The organism is Vibrio mexicanus, assembly GCF_001012815.1.
Taxonomy (GTDB): domain Bacteria; phylum Pseudomonadota; class Gammaproteobacteria; order Enterobacterales; family Vibrionaceae; genus Vibrio; species Vibrio mexicanus.
In genome coordinates this window covers 1-18920 of the sequence record NZ_JYJP01000069.1, presented here as the reverse complement: position 1 = coordinate 18920, position 18920 = coordinate 1, and the positions used below count along the sequence as shown (strand labels likewise).

Here is an 18920-nt window from a genome sequence, read left to right as displayed (position 1 = left end):
TACGAGATTATTCCGTTTAAATATGCATTACAATGCCTTTAACGGTGTGTATTGAAGAATTAACAATGAAAAAACCGAATCAAATCAGAGAGCTTTATATCGGAATCATGTCTGGCACCAGTTTAGATGGGGTCGATACCGCATTGACTGAGATAAAGGATGGCCATGTCAGGCTTATCGATCATTACGACCACCCTATTCCATCCGATTTAAAGCAGCGAATCTTAGACATTGCCGCCGGGCAGCAGACTAACCTGCACGAAGTGGGTGAAATCGATCACCAACTTGGCCATTTATACGCTGACGCAGTATTAGAGTTACTCTTCAAATCGTCGCATCAAGCGGAGCAAATCACTGCCATTGGTAATCACGGCCAAACCGTATTCCACCAGCCAGTTGGCAATTTTCCATTCACCATGCAGTTAGCGATGCCAATATTATTGCAGCGCGAACAGGTATCGACACCATTGCTGACTTTCGACGCGCCGATATGGCGCTTGGTGGTCAGGGTGCACCATTAGTACCTGCTTTCCATCAAGGCTTGTTTAGCTCATTGAACAAAAATACGGTCGTACTGAATATTGGTGGTATTGCCAATGTTTCTGTACTTAGACCTAATCAACCGGTGATTGGCTACGATACCGGGCCAGGTAACATGTTGATGGACGCTTGGTATGAACGTCATACTGGAGACAGATTTGACAAAAACGGCCAGCTCGCTCGAAAAGGCTTTGTCGATGACGCACTGCTCTCAACCCTGATGGCAGAGCCATACCTGATGAAAGCTCCTCCTAAGAGTACCGGACGTGAACTGTTCAACCTGTCTTGGCTAGACGACAAGCTGCAAGGGTTTGACTTGTCGATTGAAGATACACAACGAACACTTTGCGAGTACACAGCTTTGACTATAGCCAACGAAGTCGACCGTTACTTTAGCTCACAAGGCTCTGAACTGCTGGTTTGCGGAGGCGGAGGACGTAATCCATTACTCGTCGAACGTCTTTCCCATTTACTTCCTCGCTGGAATGTCACCTCAACCACTTCCAAAGGCGTAGACAGTGATAACATGGAAGCGATGGCATTCGCATGGTTGGCTTACAGGCGAATACACAACTTACCGAGCAACCTCCCCGAGGTAACTGGAGCCAGTAAGTCGGTTTCTCTGGGTGTTATCTACCCAGCAGACAAAAAATACAGTTAAAAATAAAAGGACTACTTGTGGCTAAAGATGCCTTGATTGCGACCCTATCTCAGCTTGTTTCTGAAGGGCGAAACCCAGATACCATGGATATTGATCTGCTGCCAGCGCTCGATATTGTGCGCAAAATGAATCAGCAAGATGCTCTTGTCCCATTAGCTATCGAAAAGGTGCTACCAGAGATAGCCAAAGCAGTAGATAAGATAGCAGAGGCCTTTCAATCTGGAGGCCGTCTTATTTACATGGGCGCAGGCACCAGTGGCCGTTTAGGGGTATTGGATGCCTCTGAGTGCCCGCCAACTTTTGGCGTATCAGACAAGATGGTAATTGGGCTCATCGCCGGTGGCCCAGAAGCCATTCTAAAAGCAAAAGAAGGGGCAGAGGACTCTTTAGAGCTGGGTAAAGCTGACTTGCAAGCGATCAATTTCACTGAGCAAGATGTGGTTGTGGGGATTGCAGCAAGTGGCAGAACACCTTACGTAATAGGTGCATTGAACTACGCCAATGCTGTGGGTGCCACCACTGTTGCGCTGTCTTGTAACCCAGACTCTCCAATCGCCGATATTGCCGACATCGCCATCAGCCCTGTAGTAGGACCTGAAGCACTGACAGGCTCGACCCGTTTGAAATCGGGCACCGCTCAAAAGCTGGTGCTCAACATGCTCACGACCGCCAGTATGATTCGCATTGGTAAGAGCTATCAGAACTTGATGGTGGATGTAAAAGCCACCAATGAGAAGTTGGTCGCTCGCGCCGCTAGAATCGTCATTCAAGCGACAGACTGCAGTGAAGAGCAAGCCAAACAAGTACTCGCTCAAACGGACTATGATGTAAAACTCGCCATTCTGATGCTCTTAACTGGACTGGAGAAGCAACAAGCGCAGAACCAACTTAAAGAACACAAAGGCTTTTTGCGTAGTGCTGCAGAAGCAAGTTAGCCACAACCATCCGTAAGTTATCTAGAAACGGTTCATGTAAAAAGGGCTAACCCAATCATTGGGTTAGCCCTTTACTCATTCTTGCGATTGCTATTCTGTAAAAGAACTTGCGTTAGTTCGCGTATTCGTTCCAGCCGCGCTGCCATTCCATACGAAAACGTTGAGCTTCTTCGGTTCCCTCACAAACGCCTTCATAGTATTGTCCTGACAGACCCATTTGATAAGCAAAATCGGCATTACAGTACTCATTAACGCCTTCTAAGTAGCCCGCATCGTAATCCGAGCCCACCACGCTGCCTAGCTCACTCAGCTCTTTCAGAGAACGTTGCGTATGGCCTGCAACACCATCTTGATAGCCAATTTGATACCAATTGCCATCCTCAGCCAATTGTTCCGTTGAACTTGCACAACCAAAAAGTAAACCAGCAGTCAGTACTAAAGTCAGTTTTTTTATCATTCTTTTAAGTCCATAAGTCCGTATGTGGAATAGATACACCATGCCACTAAATGTCTTAGTTGACCACTCACTTATCGATTCAACCATTCAAATGTGATTCCAACCGCTCAATAGCTATTCAAACCACTGACCTTTTCGCAGTGCCACTCAATTAATCAACAAACCACTCAATAGCTATAGCAACCGTTTACTTCTCTATATCACCACTCACCCCAAAACAGGATGTTTGTTGCCTCACGCTTATTTAATATCCACCATGAGATTACAAATTTAACCCAGAGGAAATGAAGTCATGATGTGGTTTCTAACCTGTGTCGGCCTACTTATCGGTGGATACTTTATTTACGGTACTTTCATTGAGAAAGTGTTCGGCATTAACGAAAAGCGTCAAACACCTGCACATACCAAAGCAGATGGCGTTGACTACGTACCTATGTCAACCAAGAAGGTTTACCTTGTTCAGCTACTTAACATTGCTGGCGTGGGTCCAATCTTCGGCCCAATCATGGGTGCACTTTACGGCCCAGCAGCGATGCTATGGATTGTTATTGGTTGTATCTTCGCGGGTGCAGTTCATGACTACTTCTCTGGCATGCTATCTGTTCGCAACGGTGGCGCATCAGTACCAACAATCACAGGTCGTTACCTAGGCAAAGGCGCCAAACATTTTATGAACATTTTTGCCATTGTCTTGCTGCTTCTTGTGGGCGTTGTATTCGTATCTGCACCAGCAGGCATGATTACTAACCTAATCAACGACCAAACCAACATGACAGTAACCATGAGCACTATGGTTGCCATCATCTTCGGATACTACATCATCGCGACAATCGTACCTGTTGATAAGATCATCGGCCGTTTCTACCCACTGTTCGGCGCACTGCTTATCTTCATGTCAGTTGGCCTAATTACTGCTGTTGCGTTCTCAAGCGAGCACACGGTAATGGGCGACTTCCAAGTCAGCGACATGTTCACTAACTTAAACCCGAATGATATGCCTATCTGGCCTGCACTATTCATCACTATCGCATGTGGTGCCATCTCTGGCTTCCACGCAACTCAGTCTCCACTAATGGCGCGTTGTATGGAAAATGAGAAGAATGGCCGCTTCGTATTCTACGGTGCAATGATTGGCGAAGGTGTTATCGCCCTTATCTGGTGTGCAATCGCGCTATCGTTCTTCGGTTCAATCGAACTTCTTGGTGAAGCGGTAGCAAACGGCGGCCCAGGTAACGTGGTATACAGCGCTTCATTCGGCCTACTAGGCGTGTTTGGTGGCATCATCGCTTTCCTAGGCGTGGTTATCCTGCCAATTACCTCTGGCGATACTGCATTCCGTTCAAGCCGTCTAATCCTTGCTGAATACTTCAACATGGAACAGCGCACGCTGCGCAATCGTCTAATGATGGCTATCCCACTGTTCGTTATCGGTGGCATCTTAACTCAAGTAGACTTCGGAATTATCTGGCGCTACTTCGGTTTCGCTAACCAAACAACAGCGGTAATGATGCTGTGGACAGCGTCTGCTTACCTACTACGTCACAACAAGCTGCACTGGGTAACCACGGTTCCAGCAATGTTCATGACTACGGTAGTCGTCACCTTTATCCTAAATAACAGCACACTAGGCTTTGGCTTACCAATGAACGTTTCAACCATTGCAGGCATGATCTTCACTCTGGGTGTAACTGCACTGGTGATCAAACGCTCAAAGGGTAAAGGCGAAGATGAGCTCGCTGATGAAGACAAACCAGAAACCGTTGCTACTTCTTCATAGTAAATAGAGTCGCACAAAATAAAAAAAAGCCAATCTAATCTAGATTGGCTTTTTTGTGTCGGTTAGACAGTGGGGTTATCCCGCTATTTTTTCGGCGTTAACGTTGCAATCATCTTCTGTGTATTAGCACCAAACGACCAATCCGCGCGCTGCTGAATATCTTTCAGTGTGATGCTATTTGCCGTCGCGTCAATATCCATCAGTGCATCAATTCCGTAGCCATGAATCAAGTAACGACTATAGAACCAAGCTCGCTGACCCGGGTCATCATTGATTGGTTTCACCGCCGTCGCCAACTGTTTCGCGGCCGTTGTAACCTCTTCTTCGGTAATCGAAGTGGCTAACCCATTGAACATCTTCCCGAGCGCTTGGTTCACTTCGTCCAAATCATCTTTGGTCACCTTAACTGTCACAAACCAATCGGATACTAACTCACCATCCTGGGTTACAGGGAATACCTCTGGAGAGTAATCCAAACCGCGATTTTCTCTGACCTCTGTAAGTAATCGTGCACTTGCGATGCGCTGCAATACTTCTTCAGCGAACACATCCTTGCCAAGCTTAGGCATTCCTTGTGAGTTAACCAGTCGTGTCAGCAGCGTGATGCCCGACTCACTGCTTTCCGCGACTTGCACCTGCGGTTCAATAGCTTGAATGTAGCCATTGTCCAAATTTAGTTCTTCGGTTTGAGAATCACTAAAAGTAATGGATGCAATATATTTGCGTAACATCGGAGCCAATTGCTCAGGCTCAACATCTGCAATGATGACAAGCTTATTATTCCGATTATATCCAAACAGTGTCTTGTGAACCTGCAAGACTTGCTCGGAGTTAACTCCCGTCATATCTGAGTTCATAACAAAACGGTGCTTACTGTCTGCTTTGTACGTACCAGCATTGATCGCTTTGTACCACTTGCCTTCCGGTGAATTGAAGAATGTCGAGTTATTTTGATAGAACTCTTGCTTCACCGCTTCGAGCTGACGTAGCTCTAGATTGATTTCAGTCGATATGTTGAAAATCGCGTTGAGAGCAAGTGGGAGCTCTGCAATTTTACTGTTCAGCTCAATACCATGATAAGTGAGCCCAACGAATGGAATAACTAACAAGTCGTTCTTCTTGAAGAAGCTGTCAAGTTGAGCGCCACTGAACTCCCCTAACCCACTACGAGCGGCGGCAGGAACAAGCACATCACTGGCGGCAAATAGATCGGGATCCAAAGCCGCTTTTCCGCCCTGACTCGCATAAACCATGTAGGCTCTTTCGCCCGCTTTTGCATCGCGTTGGTACCAAACTTCAACGCCGTTACTCAACTGCCAGACCGTCATGTTTTCATCATACTGAGTGCGACCAACAATCTCCCCTTCATTACTCGGCTGCACTAACTCAGATGCTACACTCGCAAGTGCTAGTGGCTTTATCCCTTCTTGTGAGTAGAGCTGAGGTATTTGTGCCAAGCGCTGCTTCATCGCCTCTGGTGACTCATCGGCGCTGTAGCCTGAAGCCAATTCACTTCTGATGACAGCAAGTCATCAATGTTTTTGTTGATTCCTTTAAGATCAACATTGGCAATGAACGATGTGAGCGCCTGACGAGAAGTCTCACGACTTTGCATAGGCATAGCTTGCTCAATTGAGAAGACCTTTTGATCGACAATTTGAGCTGGCTTACGCTTATCCCAATCGCTATCTAGGTTAGCTAACAAACTCTGATAACCAGCCATGATGGTATCAAGTTCATTTTGACTGACACCATGGTCTCTCAGAGAGCTCAACGTTTCTAAGAAAAGCGTCTCTGTGACTTCTCTTTGTTCCGCAGAAAAAGCAATACTCCCCACTGCGTATCGATTGTACTCAATCCATTGACTGTAGACTCCAGTATACTGGACAGCCAAAGCTGCATCGTTAAAGACCGCAGAAATACGCTGGTTGATCAACTGCTGAGCAACATCATCACGCCAGTTTTTCTTTTGGTCTTCAACCGTTCTGACCGCCATCTGGCCTCGATCAATGATGAAGTGTAGGCTCGGCGACTCTTTATCACCCGAAGGTAATGAGCGAGAATCATTGTTAACAGCCGTCGTTCTCTGCTTCTCTACTGCTGGATCTCCGCTGTTTCTCCAGCTTGAGAATTGAGCTACGATTAGCTTAGCAATTTCGTCTTTGCTGATGTTACCTGCAATAATCAGCTCAGCATTCTGTGGTTGATACCATTTGTGATAATAGCCCTTCAGCCCCTCAGACGTTGCTTGCTGAACAGACTCTTTGGTACCCAGTGGATCGAGGTGTTCTAGCACCGTACCTTCAACCGATGCTTCATAAGCTTTGAAAAATAGCGGCTTATCTTCTGGGCGTGAGAATCGAAACTCTCCCAGTATCACGCCTTTCTCTTTTTCTACTTGCTCTGGAGCAAACGCGATGCCATCAGCAACGTCGCGCATCCATGTCATTGCTAACTCAAGATGTTCTTTGTCAGATAGATCCATCTTGTAGTTGGTCAATTGATAACCCGTGAATGCATTGATATCAGCGCCGAAGCTGCCACCTGTTTTCTCAAATAGTTTGATGACGTCATTGCCAGTGAAGTTACGGCTTCCATTAAATGCCATATGCTCAACAAAGTGGGCGTAACCTTTTTGCTCTTCAGACTCCTGCATTGAGCCCGCATGAATCATCAGTCGGATCGATATTTCGTCATCGTCGGTTGGGTATAGGTGGTATTTTAGCCCGTTGTCGAGCTGATGATGGGTCCAGTTTTCATCTTCTGGAATTGGGGTGTCCAGCTGTGTGTTACAGCCGACAATAAGTAGTACTACAAATAAAAAAAGCCATTTTTTAGCTACTTGCATGAACATCTCCTAGTCCAATAACTTAGAGCACTATAACGGCTAGCTCACCTCAACTGTGAAACATCCGTGAAATTTCAATAAAAATGCGACCCATAACTACCAATTATGAAACTGATAACACTATCAGAGCCATGCCATTTTCTTCTACTCAAAACAAAAAAGCCTCACACTTTTACCAAGCATGAGGCTAATTAATACGTATCAAACCCGTTAATCGACTTGTTTGATTTGCAGCTCTTTAGGCACTTCGAAGAACATGTTCTCTTCACGGCCCAGAACATTTTCGACCGAGTCTGCACCAAGTTGCTTGATGCGCTCAAGAATTTGGTCAACCAGCTCTTCTGGCGCCGATGCACCTGCGGTCACACCCACTTTGACCTTACCCTCAAACCATTCCGGTTTGATGTCTTCAGGACAATCCGTTAAGTAACCCGGCGTGCCGAGTTTCTCTGCTAGCTCTTTCAAACGAGTTGAGTTCGAGGAGTTTTTAGAACCCACAACCACCATCACATCAACATCACTCGACAGTTCGCGTACGGCATCTTGGCGGTTCTGCGTCGCGTAGCAAATATCATCTTTTCGTGGTCCTTGGATATCAGGGAACACTCGGCGCAGCTCATCAATGACATCAGCCGTTTCATCCACAGAAAGCGTGGTTTGGCTTACATAGTGAAGATTTTCAGGGTTCTTCACTTTCGCTTTCAAAGGCTCAACATCAGCAGGTGTTTCGACAAGGTACATGCCACCATCATTACTGGCATATTGACCCATGGTTCCTTCCACTTCTGGATGGCCCGCATGGCCAATCAACACCACTTCCATATTTTTACGGCTGGCGCGCGCAACTTCCATGTGAACTTTTGTTACCAATGGGCAGGTTGCGTCGAATACGGTCAGGTCGCGATCTTTGGCTTCTTTTCTTACCGCTTGAGAAACACCGTGAGCAGAAAAGATAACAATATTGTCGTCAGGCACTTCATGGAGCTCTTCAACAAATATCGCACCGCGCTGCTTTAAGCCTTCCACAACAAAACGGTTATGCACCACTTCGTGACGAACATAAATTGGGGCTGGTACATCTCTAGTGCACGCTCAACAATGCTAATCGCACGGTCAACGCCTGCACAAAAGCCGCGAGGGTTGGCTAATAAGATTTTCATTTCACTACTCTTTACTTTGCTGCTCTTTATTTGCTGCTGTGAGGTATGTTCTTTGCTGGGCGGCTATTCTACGTCAAGTTAGTCGACAGACAAAATTTCAACTTCAAAGCTGACATCCTGCCCCGCTAACGGGTGATTGAAATCAACAGTGACTGAATCACCAGCGACCTCAGTAATAATGCCAGGAATTTCAGCGCCATCTGGCCAGAAAACGCCATGATGGTACCGACTTCCACTTCCGCATCACCCACAAACTTAGCTCTGTCCATATGGTGGATGTTATCTGGATTTGGCAGTCCAAATGCATCTTGTGCTTTTAGTTCAATCACTTGGTTGTCACCTACAGTCAGGCCCAACAAACAAGATTCGAAATTCTCACTCAGGCTACCATCACCCATTACGAATTTGGCTGGCTTCCCCATATTATGAGTGCTATCCGCCACTGAGCCATCTTTTAGTTTAATCGTAAAATGTAGGGTTACTGCGGAGTTTTGGGCTATTGTTGTCACGTTTATTCTTCCTTGTGCTGCCATGCGGCAATCTAGTTATCATTATTGACACACCGTTATATAAAAAAGAGCCGACCGAATCAACGGACAGCTCTTAGGGTTATCAGTTTATCTACCTGACTCTAACTTTCAGATTCTTTCTTTCGAAAACCATCCAAGATGATCATTGCTGCGCCAATACAGATGGTTGAATCTGCCAAGTTGAATGCAGGCCAATGGTAGGTTCCCCAGAAAAAGTCTAAGTAATCAACAACAAAGCCATGTACAACACGGTCGAATACATTACCAACCGCACCGCCAATAATCATGGCATATGCGAGGTTATTCCACTTCTCTTTCGCGGGTAACTTACTCATCCAGTAAGTCAGTAATCCAGTGACAATAAAGGCAATACCGGTGAAGAACCAACGCTGCCATCCTGCTTGCTCACTTAGAAAACTGAATGCTGCACCATAGTTATGTACATGGAGAATGTTGAAGAAAGGCAAGACTTCGATGCGGTTTGCCCAGCCATAACCAATATTTTCCAATACATAAAATTTAATAGCGATATCAGCGATAAAAATCACGAACGCTAACCATAGCCAGCGAATGCCTGATTCTTTCCATGTAAACGTTTGATTGCTCATTACTTTACCTAAAAATAGCCCCAGTAATAACTGGGGCTGCAAACTTGATAAAAAGTTCAGTATGTCGAAGTCAATTTCACGTAAGATTACGCGAACTTACGAACCTCACCTTCACCATCTACGTTTGATACACAACGGCCACAGATAGTTTCATGACCTTCGATTGTGCCAACGTCTGGTGTGTGGTGCCAACAACGGTCACACTTCTTCGCTTCTGTTGCTTTCACTTCTACGAATAGACCTTCTAGCTCAGTCGCTTGTGCGCTGTCTGACTTCTCGCTTAAAGGTTTCACAACTGCAGCTGACGTCAGTAGAACGAAACGAAGCTCGTCTTCTAGCTTGTTGATAGTTGCCGCTAATGCGTCATCAGCAAACAGAGCCACTTCAGCTTGAAGTGCGCCACCAATAGTCTTCTCTTTACGTGCATCTTCAAGAAGCTTGTTCACTGAACCACGAACAGTTTGGATTTGAGCCCAGAATTCGTTGTTTAGCTCTTCACCTTCAGCAAGACCGAACAGGCCTTCGTACCACTCACCAGTAAATACGAACTTATCACGGCTTTCACCACTTGGCAGAGTTGCTGGCATTTCGTTCCAGATTTCATCTGCAGTGAAAGACATAATAGGTGCCATCCAACGAACCAGTGCTTCTACGATGTAGTAAAGCGCCGATTGACAACTACGCTGAGCGTGGCCGCCTCGTTTCGCTGTGTACTGACGGTCTTTGATTACGTCTAGGTAGAATGAGCCCATTTCAATTGAACAGAACTGCATTAGACGCTGCGTTACTGCGTGCGTGTTGTACTCGCCGTACGCTTTGATGATCTCTTCTTGAGCAGCCAATGCGCGACCTACTGCCCAACGATCAAGTGCAACCATTTCATCCGCAGGTACCAAATCCGTTTCTGGGTTGAAACCGTTAAGGTTCGCTAGGAAGAAACGCGATGTGTTTCGGATACGGCGGTAAGCGTCAGCCGAGCGTTTTAGGATTTCATCAGAAACCGCCACTTCACCCGTGTAGTCAGTTGAAGCCACCCATAGACGCAAGATGTCAGCACCTAGCTTGTTAGTGACATCTTTTGGTGCAACCACATTACCGATAGATTTTGACATCTTACGGCCTTGACCATCAACCACGAAGCCGTGCGTTAGCACTTGCTTGTATGGAGCTTCATCTTTCATCGCGATAGATGAAATCAGTGAAGACTGGAACCAACCACGGTGTTGGTCTGAACCTTCTAGGTAAAGGTCTGCTGACGCACCGTTATACTCTTCGCGAGCGTCTACTACAGAGTAGTGAGTGACACCCGAGTCGAACCATACATCTAGCGTATCCAGTACTTTCTCGTACTTATCTGCTTCTTCGCCCAGAAGATCAGAGATTTCTAGATCCCACCAAGCTTGAATGCCTTTTTCTTCAACGAGCTGAGCGACTTTCTCAACAAGTTCAATGGTGTTTGGATGAAGCTCTGCAGTCTCTTTATGAACGAACAAAGCAATCGGCACACCCCAAGTACGTTGACGAGAGATACACCACTCAGGGCGACCTTCAATCATACCTTCGATACGGCTTTGACCCCACTCAGGCATCCACTCAACACCTTTAATTGACTCTAGTGCTTTTGCACGTAGGCCAGCTTGGTCCATTGATACGAACCACTGTGGTGTTGCACGGAAAATAATTGGCGTTTTATGGCGCCAGCAGTGCGGGTAGCTGTGCTCGTATGCGTGATGGTGAAGAAGCGCGCCTTTTTCTTTTAGCGTCTCAACAACTACATCGTTTGCTTTAAATACGTGCTGACCAGCAAATAGCTCAGTATCTGGCAGGTAAACACCGTTTGAACCGACTGGGTTCGCTACTTCTAGGTCGTACTTTTGACCGACAGCGAAGTCTTCTTGACCGTGGCCAGGAGCGGTATGAACCACACCAGTACCAGATTCTGTTGTCACGTGATCACCAAGGATCGCAGGCACAGAGAAATCGTAGAATGGGTGGTTGAACTGAGATAGCTCTAGATCAGCACCTTTCGCAAAGCCAAGGTTATGGAAGTGCTCGATACCGGCACGATCCATAACATCTTTCGCTAGTTCAGAAGCAACGATGATACGCTCTTTCGTCTCACCTTCTACTTGAATCAGTACGTACTCTAGATCATCACGTAGACATACCGCGCGGTTTGCTGGCAGAGTCCATGGTGTAGTTGTCCAGATAACGATTGAGATATCGCCTTCACCTTCATGACCGTCGCTCAATGAGAACTTAGACAGAAGCGCAGATTCATCTGCTGCTTTAAAGCGAACGTCGATAGACGGCGATACTTTGTCTTTGTACTCGACTTCTGCTTCCGCAAGTGCAGAACCACAGTCTGTACACCAGTGAACAGGTTTGAAACCTTTCAGCAAGTGGCCATTGTCAGCAATCTTACCCAGTGCACGGATGATGTTTGCTTCAGTAGCAAAATCCATAGTGCGGTAAGGCTTGTCCCACTCACCCATGATACCAAGGCGTTTGAAGCTCTCTTTTTGACCTTCTACCTGACCTGCCGCGTACTTACGACACTCTTCGCGGAACTCAGCCGCAGAGATTTTTTGGCCTGGTTTTGCCTTTCTTTTTCTCTACCATTAGTTCGATTGGTAGACCATGACAGTCCCAACCAGGAATGTATGGTGCATCAAAACCAGAAAGTGTTTTGGATTTAATAATAATGTCTTTAAGAATCTTGTTTAGCGCGTGGCCAATATGGATGTCACCATTCGCATATGGAGGACCATCATGTAGAACGAAAGATTTTTTGCCTTTCTTCGCTTCACGGATTGCGCCGTAAAGGTCTTCTTTGTACCAACGCTTAAGCATTTCTGGCTCACGATTCGCCAGATTGCCGCGCATTGGAAACCCTGTTTCAGGTAAGTTCAGGGTATCTTTATACTCACTCATCGATTCTTAATTCCGTTGTGTTGGGTGACGGTTAGACATTATGCCAAGTGGCGAACTAAACCACTCAGTCTAGCTGACGCAGCCACACCCTTGCTGCTTCAGCATCCAATTCTATTTGTTGTTTCAGAGCTTCAAACGACTCGAACTTAATCTCCTCGCGAAGCTTATGCAGAAGTGACACTTCTAGCTGTTTGCCATATAAGTTACCTTTAAAGTCAAACAGGTGCACTTCTAACTGTTGGCGAACCCCGTTCACCGTTGGACGTTGGCCTATATTCGCAACGCCACCAATCGCTTGTTCTCCAATACCTTGCGCTTTAACGACATAAACACCTGATACTGGAGACACACACCTTTTTAAAGGTATGTTCGCCGTAGGAAACCCAATGGTTCTCCCAAGCTTTCGGCCATGAGACACACGGCCACTGATACTGTATTCACGCCCCAACATCGACGCCGCTTCATCAAGTTTATCTGCGGCCAATGCCTGCCTAATTGCTGTGCTGCTTACTCTTAACTGCTGCAGGCAGAAGCTTTGAGTACTCACGACTTCAAAGCCAAACTTCTCACCCGCTTGTTTTAGCATTTCAAAGTTGCCTTTTCGACCTTTGCCGAAACAAAAATCATCCCCAATGACTAGGAATTTAACACCCAATTTTTCGACCAGCAATTCAGAGATAAATGCCTCAGCGGTCAAGTCAGCGAAGTGGCGATTGAAGTTAACACACAACAACCTGTCGATATCAAGCTTACCTAGCTGCACGTATTTATCTCGAAGGCGCGCTAAACGAGCAGGCGCCTTATCTCGAGCAAATAACTCTAATGGTTGAGGTTCAAACGTCATAACTACCGACGGCAAACCTAAAAGCTTTGCTTGTTCAGATACTTGATTGAGTACCTGCTGATGTCCTAAATGAACACCGTCGAAGTTACCTATGGTAAGCACACAACCGTGATGCTTAGCATGTATATTGTGAATACCGCGAATTAATTCCATTAGAATGCACTAAATACTTGTCGAGCTCGAATGTCAATAGCGTGAAACCGACGGATTATATACTAATCTGCATTACTCTGTCGCGGCTTTTAAGTCTTTTAAACGAATCCCCATAACCAGCAAACTGACTAAATAGACGACAGCACCGAAACCGATCAACATCGCTAGCGTAAAGACGCGCTCCATAAAGCTCCAAGTCAGCCACACCGACATCTCTTCAAGCTGCCACAATATAGCTGCAACCATGGCACCACCAGCAACCACCAGTCGCACAATAAACAGCAAGGTAGAACGAGTTAATCGGTAGACGTTTTGAATATGCAAACCGCGATATAAGAGCACCATGTTGACCAACGCAGACAAAGCGGTTGCCATTGCAAGCCCCACGTAGCCATAGAACCACGCGAAAATGGCATTGAATACCATGTTGCTCACCATCGCGATGATGCCGTACTTAACAGGCGTTTTGGTATCCTGCCTTGAGTAATAGCCAGGCGCGAGCACTTTAATCAACATGAAGTTGAGTAAGCCGGATGCGTAGGCCAGCAAAGATAAAGAAGCATAATGGACATCTTGCGGTGAAAACTCACCGCGCATAAATAGAACCATTAGCATAGGCTTAGCCAACACCATTAATCCCAGCATTGCCGGTATACCCAGCAGTGTGACAACCTTTATGCCCCAATCCATAGTATTGGCAAAGCTTGGCTCTGCGCATCGACATGTTTACGAGAAAGTGCTGGCAAAATAACGGTCGCGATAGCATACCAAATAGCCCAAGCGGGAACTCCAATAAACGATCAGAGTAATAGAGCCAACTGATCGATCCCGTTTCAAGAAAACTGGCAATAAAGGTGTCAAACAGCAAGTTGATCTGGCTGACTGAAACACCAAACAGTGCCGGGATCATTAAGGTTCGAATTTTAACGACCCCCGGATCGCGCCATCCCCACTTTGGTTTTACTAAGACGCCCGCTTTAATAAGGAAAGGCATTTGAAACAGGAACTGCACCAAACCACCAAGAAATACCCCGATCGCCAAGCCCACTTCCGGCTGAGACAGCTGCGGAGCGATGAACCAAGCAGAGAGAATGATCATCACGTTGAGAAACACAGGGGTAAAGGAAGAAACGGCAAACTTACCTAAGGTATTCAAAATAGCGCCAGATAGGGCGACAAAGGTGATGAACCATAAATAAGGAAAGGTAATTTTCAACATGAAGCTGGCGAGTTCGAACTTCTCAGCCGAAGGGCCGCCATTCATCCAATCTAAAAACCAACCGAAGCCAAATAGCGCGGTAACAACCCCGGAGCCCAAAACACCCAATAAGGTAACAATAGAGACTATGACTCCGAGCGTACCAGCGGCTTTTGCGATTAAATCGCGAGTTTTGTTCATATCTCCAGCGGCGTGATATTCTGTTAGAACAGGGACAAATGCTTGAGAAAAAGCCCCTTCGGCAAATAAACGGCGAAGAAAATTAGGGATTTTATTGGCGAAGAAAAAAACATCGGCACTGGCACCAGCCCCCATTAGGTTGGCTACCACCACATCTCGAACGAGACCTAATACACGAGAAATCAGCGTCATAGCACTGACAATCATGCCCGACTTGAGAAGACGTTTACTCACAAAAACCTCTGTAGACACATACATCCAATCATTATCTTTCTAATCCCTGAGAGAATGTCAGCCACAGATAAGATAAGTATTAGCATTGGTATAAAAATACTGTTAGAATCCACGCCATCTTAACCGCGATAACCTTTTCATTCCAAAATTTGTTTGGCTTAGATGGGTTTTTGCACAAATCATTTGACAATAAGGCGCAAATGAGGGATATTCCTCGCCCTTAAATTGTCACCGAACTAAGTTTTTGGGAGTTAGACCCTTGGCAAACAGTAAATCTGCTAAGAAGCGCGCTATCCAAGCTGAGAAACGTCGCCAGCACAACGCTAGCCGTCGTTCTATGATGCGCACTTACATGAAGAAAACTATCGCTGCTATCGAAGCTGGCGACAAAGAAGCTGCAACTGCTGCATTCGCTGCAGTTACACCACTACTAGACCGTATGGCGACTAAAGGCCTTATTCATAAGAATAAAGCAGCTCGTCACAAGTCTCGTTTCTCTGCAGCGATCAAAGCTCTTTAATAGAGTTTCGATTTCTAAGAGAACAAAAAAACCGGCTTTTGCCGGTTTTTTTATATCTGCATCTTTTTAAAACATCATCAAACTAGACTATTACTCGTCGCCGCAGTACAAACCATGAAGAAGCTCAATCATGGCGCGCACTTCGTGGCTGCTCAACGTGTAGTAAACGGTTTGAGCCTCTTTGCGAGTATTCACCAATCCATCTCGTCTTAACCAAGCTAAATGTTGCGATAGAGCAGATTGGCTTAGCTCAAGCATTCCGCACAGTTCCCCTACAGAAAGCTCTTGGTTGTGTAACAAGCATAAGATCTGCAATCGCCTTTCATTGGCCATTGCTTTGAGCAATACGACGGCTTCAGCTGAATTCTTTTCCATATCTTGCAGATTCATCAACAACCCTTATCGAACAACAATAATCGTTTGATTTTACTCGATTACACGCAACAATCGAGTCATTCATATACTTATATTAATTTCATGGTTAATAAATAGCCACTATAGAAACAGATCTGTAAAATCCGCGTCACAAACATTCTTTACTGCAGGGTGCTGAATCATGCGCTCAGCAAAGATCACATAGTACTCTTCACGCAGTTCTTCGATGTCACCAATCAACTGCAGAGGAAAGTCTTTCTCGACTTCTTCTACATATAATGAAGGCGCTAAGAAAATCGCATCTTTGTGGTAGCGAGCAAAGGCTTTCATCAAGCAACATCATCGAACTCACCTAAGATGTTCGGCTGCAAGCCCTGTCTGTCAAACCATTGGAATACCTTACGGCCCATCGCACTGCGACTTCCTGGTACAAGTAACTTACGCTGTTCTAAAATCGCGGGAAAATCCGCTTCGGCGATATTTCCTGTGCAGTAAAAACTCATACGGCTTTCACCAAGTTTCTTGCTGTATAAACCCGGGCTCTTACCTGAATCCACTGGGCAGTCGGACAAAATCATGTCCAACTTATGTTGTGACAACTGCTCCAACAACATCTCATGGGTTGATTCAAAGCAGCGTAGATGAATGCTGTTATCTTCTGGCACAGTGGTCATTAGAATCTTGCTCACCAAACGTTTTGACAGCGCATCAGCCACACCAACTTCAAACAACTGGTTGGAACGTTGGCTGTAGTTAACGATATCGAGCATCTCATAGCTCAAACCAAACATACGGTCAGCATACTTATAGACGAGCTGGCCAAGTTCCGTTGGCTCAATGCTTCGGCCATTACGCTTAGTCAACTTACCATCCATTCTATCTTCAAGTGCTTTGATCTGGCCTGTGACCGTTTGAGGCGTGAGGAAAAGCGCGTCTGCCGCTTTTGTTACTGAGCCTTGTTTGCACACCATCCAAAAGTAATAGAGATGGTTATAGTTTAAATGAGACATGAATTTCAGACCACTTGGGTAAATTACCGCTTTAGAAAATTAGCCGATAGATATATCACACTTTGATTATCGCTCAAAGGTTCGGTATTTACGAAATTATCAATTGTATAGTTCGTAATTTCCTACAGGTTTAGATTTCTTTTATTACAGAGTGTCATATTTCTCATGAACCAGTCGCTATATTAGAGAAAAAAATCGTAAAAACCCGCGGAACTTCACAACATCAAAACCTCAACAAAAAACAATAAAATTCAACAACTTAAGTTAAATAAAAAAGCATACAAATAGCGCCCTTTAGTTATGGTCCGCAAAAAAAAACGAATGACACAGGATTGTCATATTACTGAAATATTTCATCTCTAGTATCGGCTCCAGATTCAACAACAGACCAAACACATTTCAAACGGTCGCATGGAGAAAACAACTATGAACCAAGCTACTACTACAGCGGCACCGATTTCGAGCACTACTCGTTGGCTGCGCTGGGCTAACTTGGCGTTCATGCTTTATCTTCTACTTCTTGCAGTTTCACTAGTAAGTAGTGGTTTTAAAGTTTCTGTCGGTGGGCACGCTAAAGAGCTATTCGCTTTCGCATCTCACCCTGTTGCTGGCTTAATGATCGGTATGGTTGCTACGGCGCTGATCCAATCATCAAGTACGGTAACCTCTATTATTGTTGGCCTTGTGGCCGGCGGATTACCGGTTTCCATCGCTATTCCTATGATTATGGGTGCAAATATTGGTACAACAGTAACCAATACTATTGTTAGCCTTGGTCATATCCGTAATAAAGAAGAGTTCAAGCGTGCTTTCGCAAGTGCAACTATTCACGACTTCTTCAACCTATTGGCGGTTGCGATTTTCCTACCACTAGAAATGATGTTTGGCGTTCTAGCTAAAGCTTCAGAATGGTTAGTATCACCGTTCCTATCAACGGGTAACCTAAGCATGAAGAGCATGGACGTAATCGGTCCACTGACTAAGCCTGTCGCTGGTGCTATCAAAGAGCCAATGATGACTTTCGGCCCACAAGTAGGTGGCAGCCTTATGATTGCTCTTGGCGTGCTAATGCTATTCATCTCTATCACTGTGATGGGTAAGCTAATGAAGAGCCTAATGGTTGGCCGTGCTCGTGAAATCCTAAAAGGTGCAATTGGTCGTGGCCCTCTACACGGCATCTTCTCTGGCTCTGTTGTCACTGTATTGGTTCAGTCATCATCAACGACAACAAGCTTAATGGTTCCACTTGTAGGCTCAGGTGTCCTAAAAGTACGTGACGTATACCCGTTCACTGTAGGTGCAAACATCGGTACCTGTATTACCGCTCTACTCGCAGCAACGGCAGTATCTGGTGAGTTCGCAGTATTTGCACTGCAAATTGCTCTAGTTCACCTAGTGTTCAACATTCTAGCAACTGTGTTCATCTTCGGTGTTCCAGTTCTACGTGAAATCCCAGTGAAAGGTGCTGATTGGATTTCTGACCAAGCGATTAAAAACAAGAGTGTTGTGTTCGGTTATCTAGCTCTAGTATTCCTTGTGGTTCCAGGTTTGGTTCTAGGCCTAACCGCTTAATCACCACCGAGTTAAACAAAAGCCCGTAACAACTGTTACGGGCTTTTTCGTATCTACTCTTTTTTTATCGAATCAAAGCGTTATCTGCTAACGACTTCAGCAAACCGTATCACTATGGGCTAGCACTTAAAAAATCCTTCAGTACTGTCGTACGCAACCATTCTCCACCAACTCATTCAACCAGTGTGTCTTTGGCTTCCGTGCTAACTAGCTACTAATCTACAAAGCTACAAAGCTACAAAGCTATAAAGCTATAAAGCTATAAAGCTATAAAGCATATACAGGGTAGTTCTTGAGATGGGTGAAGCGTCATATCGCATTTCTATTCTTGATTCCAGATACAAAAAAGGCTGCCCTAAGGCC

10 protein-coding genes and 6 pseudogenes are annotated in these 18920 nt (G+C 45.5%); 5 read left to right on the top strand and 11 right to left on the bottom strand.

Going from position 1 to position 18920, the window contains the following annotated elements; genetic code table 11:
* Positions 1 to 32: 32 nt before the first annotated feature.
* Together UA76_RS10260 and murQ are read left to right on the top strand one after the other, a co-directional pair.
* Positions 33 to 1201: pseudogene (locus UA76_RS10260) on the top strand (anhydro-N-acetylmuramic acid kinase).
* Positions 1202 to 1218: 17 nt separating this feature from the next.
* On the top strand, positions 1219 to 2136 hold the full coding sequence (gene murQ / locus UA76_RS10255; RefSeq protein ID WP_047045631.1) for an N-acetylmuramic acid 6-phosphate etherase: 918 nt from the start codon (positions 1219 to 1221) through the stop codon (positions 2134 to 2136).
* 112 nt (positions 2137 to 2248) lie between these two features.
* On the opposite strand, the gene UA76_RS10250 is transcribed toward murQ, so the two are convergent.
* Entirely contained in the window at positions 2249 to 2590 is a 342-nt protein-coding gene (locus tag UA76_RS10250; RefSeq protein WP_047045674.1) for a DUF2799 domain-containing protein, read from the bottom strand.
* A 295-nt stretch (positions 2591 to 2885) separates the two neighbouring features.
* On the opposite strand from UA76_RS10250, the gene UA76_RS10245 reads away from it, so the two are divergent.
* Entirely contained in the window at positions 2886 to 4370 is a 1485-nt protein-coding gene (locus UA76_RS10245; RefSeq protein ID WP_047045629.1) for a carbon starvation CstA family protein, read from the top strand.
* An 83-nt stretch (positions 4371 to 4453) separates the two neighbouring features.
* On the opposite strand, the gene UA76_RS24630 is transcribed toward UA76_RS10245, so the two are convergent.
* The 8 genes and pseudogenes from UA76_RS24630 to murJ all read right to left on the bottom strand — a co-directional run bounded on the left by UA76_RS24630 (position 4454) and on the right by murJ (position 15080).
* A complete protein-coding gene (locus tag UA76_RS24630; RefSeq protein ID WP_238322250.1) occupies positions 4454 to 5878 on the bottom strand; it encodes a M16 family metallopeptidase in 1425 nt (474 codons plus the stop codon).
* Positions 5836 to 7218 (bottom strand): M16 family metallopeptidase, encoded by a 1383-nt coding sequence (locus UA76_RS24625; protein ID WP_238322249.1) that lies wholly within the window; start codon positions 7216 to 7218, stop codon positions 5836 to 5838. Before UA76_RS24625 ends, UA76_RS24630 begins: the two co-directional genes overlap by 43 nt.
* Before the next feature lie 210 nt (positions 7219 to 7428).
* Positions 7429 to 8378, bottom strand: a pseudogene (ispH, locus tag UA76_RS10235) (4-hydroxy-3-methylbut-2-enyl diphosphate reductase).
* A gap of 78 nt (positions 8379 to 8456) precedes the next feature.
* Positions 8457 to 8887 (bottom strand): annotated as a pseudogene (fkpB, locus tag UA76_RS10230) (FKBP-type peptidyl-prolyl cis-trans isomerase).
* A gap of 122 nt (positions 8888 to 9009) precedes the next feature.
* Entirely contained in the window at positions 9010 to 9516 is a 507-nt protein-coding gene (lspA, locus tag UA76_RS10225) for a signal peptidase II (protein ID WP_047045626.1), read from the bottom strand.
* Between the two features lie 86 nt (positions 9517 to 9602).
* A pseudogene (gene ileS, locus UA76_RS10220) lies at positions 9603 to 12450 on the bottom strand (isoleucine--tRNA ligase).
* 64 nt (positions 12451 to 12514) lie between these two features.
* Positions 12515 to 13447: a bifunctional riboflavin kinase/FAD synthetase gene (gene ribF, locus UA76_RS10215; protein ID WP_047045624.1), complete on the bottom strand. Its 933-nt coding sequence runs from the start codon at positions 13445 to 13447 to the stop codon at positions 12515 to 12517.
* Between the two features lie 72 nt (positions 13448 to 13519).
* A pseudogene (gene murJ, locus UA76_RS10210) lies at positions 13520 to 15080 on the bottom strand (murein biosynthesis integral membrane protein MurJ).
* A 259-nt stretch (positions 15081 to 15339) separates the two neighbouring features.
* Between murJ and rpsT the strand changes: the two are divergent.
* Complete coding sequence (gene rpsT / locus UA76_RS10205; RefSeq protein WP_047045621.1) at positions 15340 to 15600, top strand: 30S ribosomal protein S20; 261 nt, start codon at positions 15340 to 15342, stop codon at positions 15598 to 15600.
* A 90-nt stretch (positions 15601 to 15690) separates the two neighbouring features.
* On the opposite strand, the gene UA76_RS10200 is transcribed toward rpsT, so the two are convergent.
* Together UA76_RS10200 and nhaR are read right to left on the bottom strand one after the other, a co-directional pair.
* Complete coding sequence (locus UA76_RS10200) at positions 15691 to 15990, bottom strand: ArsR/SmtB family transcription factor (RefSeq protein WP_047045618.1); 300 nt, start codon at positions 15988 to 15990, stop codon at positions 15691 to 15693.
* A 105-nt stretch (positions 15991 to 16095) separates the two neighbouring features.
* Positions 16096 to 16985 (bottom strand): annotated as a pseudogene (gene nhaR / locus UA76_RS10195) (transcriptional activator NhaR).
* Positions 16986 to 17411: 426 nt separating this feature from the next.
* Between nhaR and UA76_RS10190 the strand changes: the two are divergent.
* The gene (locus UA76_RS10190) at positions 17412 to 18557 is read left to right on the top strand and encodes a Na/Pi symporter (RefSeq protein ID WP_047045616.1); all 1146 of its coding nucleotides are present in this window, start codon (positions 17412 to 17414) and stop codon (positions 18555 to 18557) included.
* Positions 18558 to 18920: the final 363 nt, after the last annotated feature.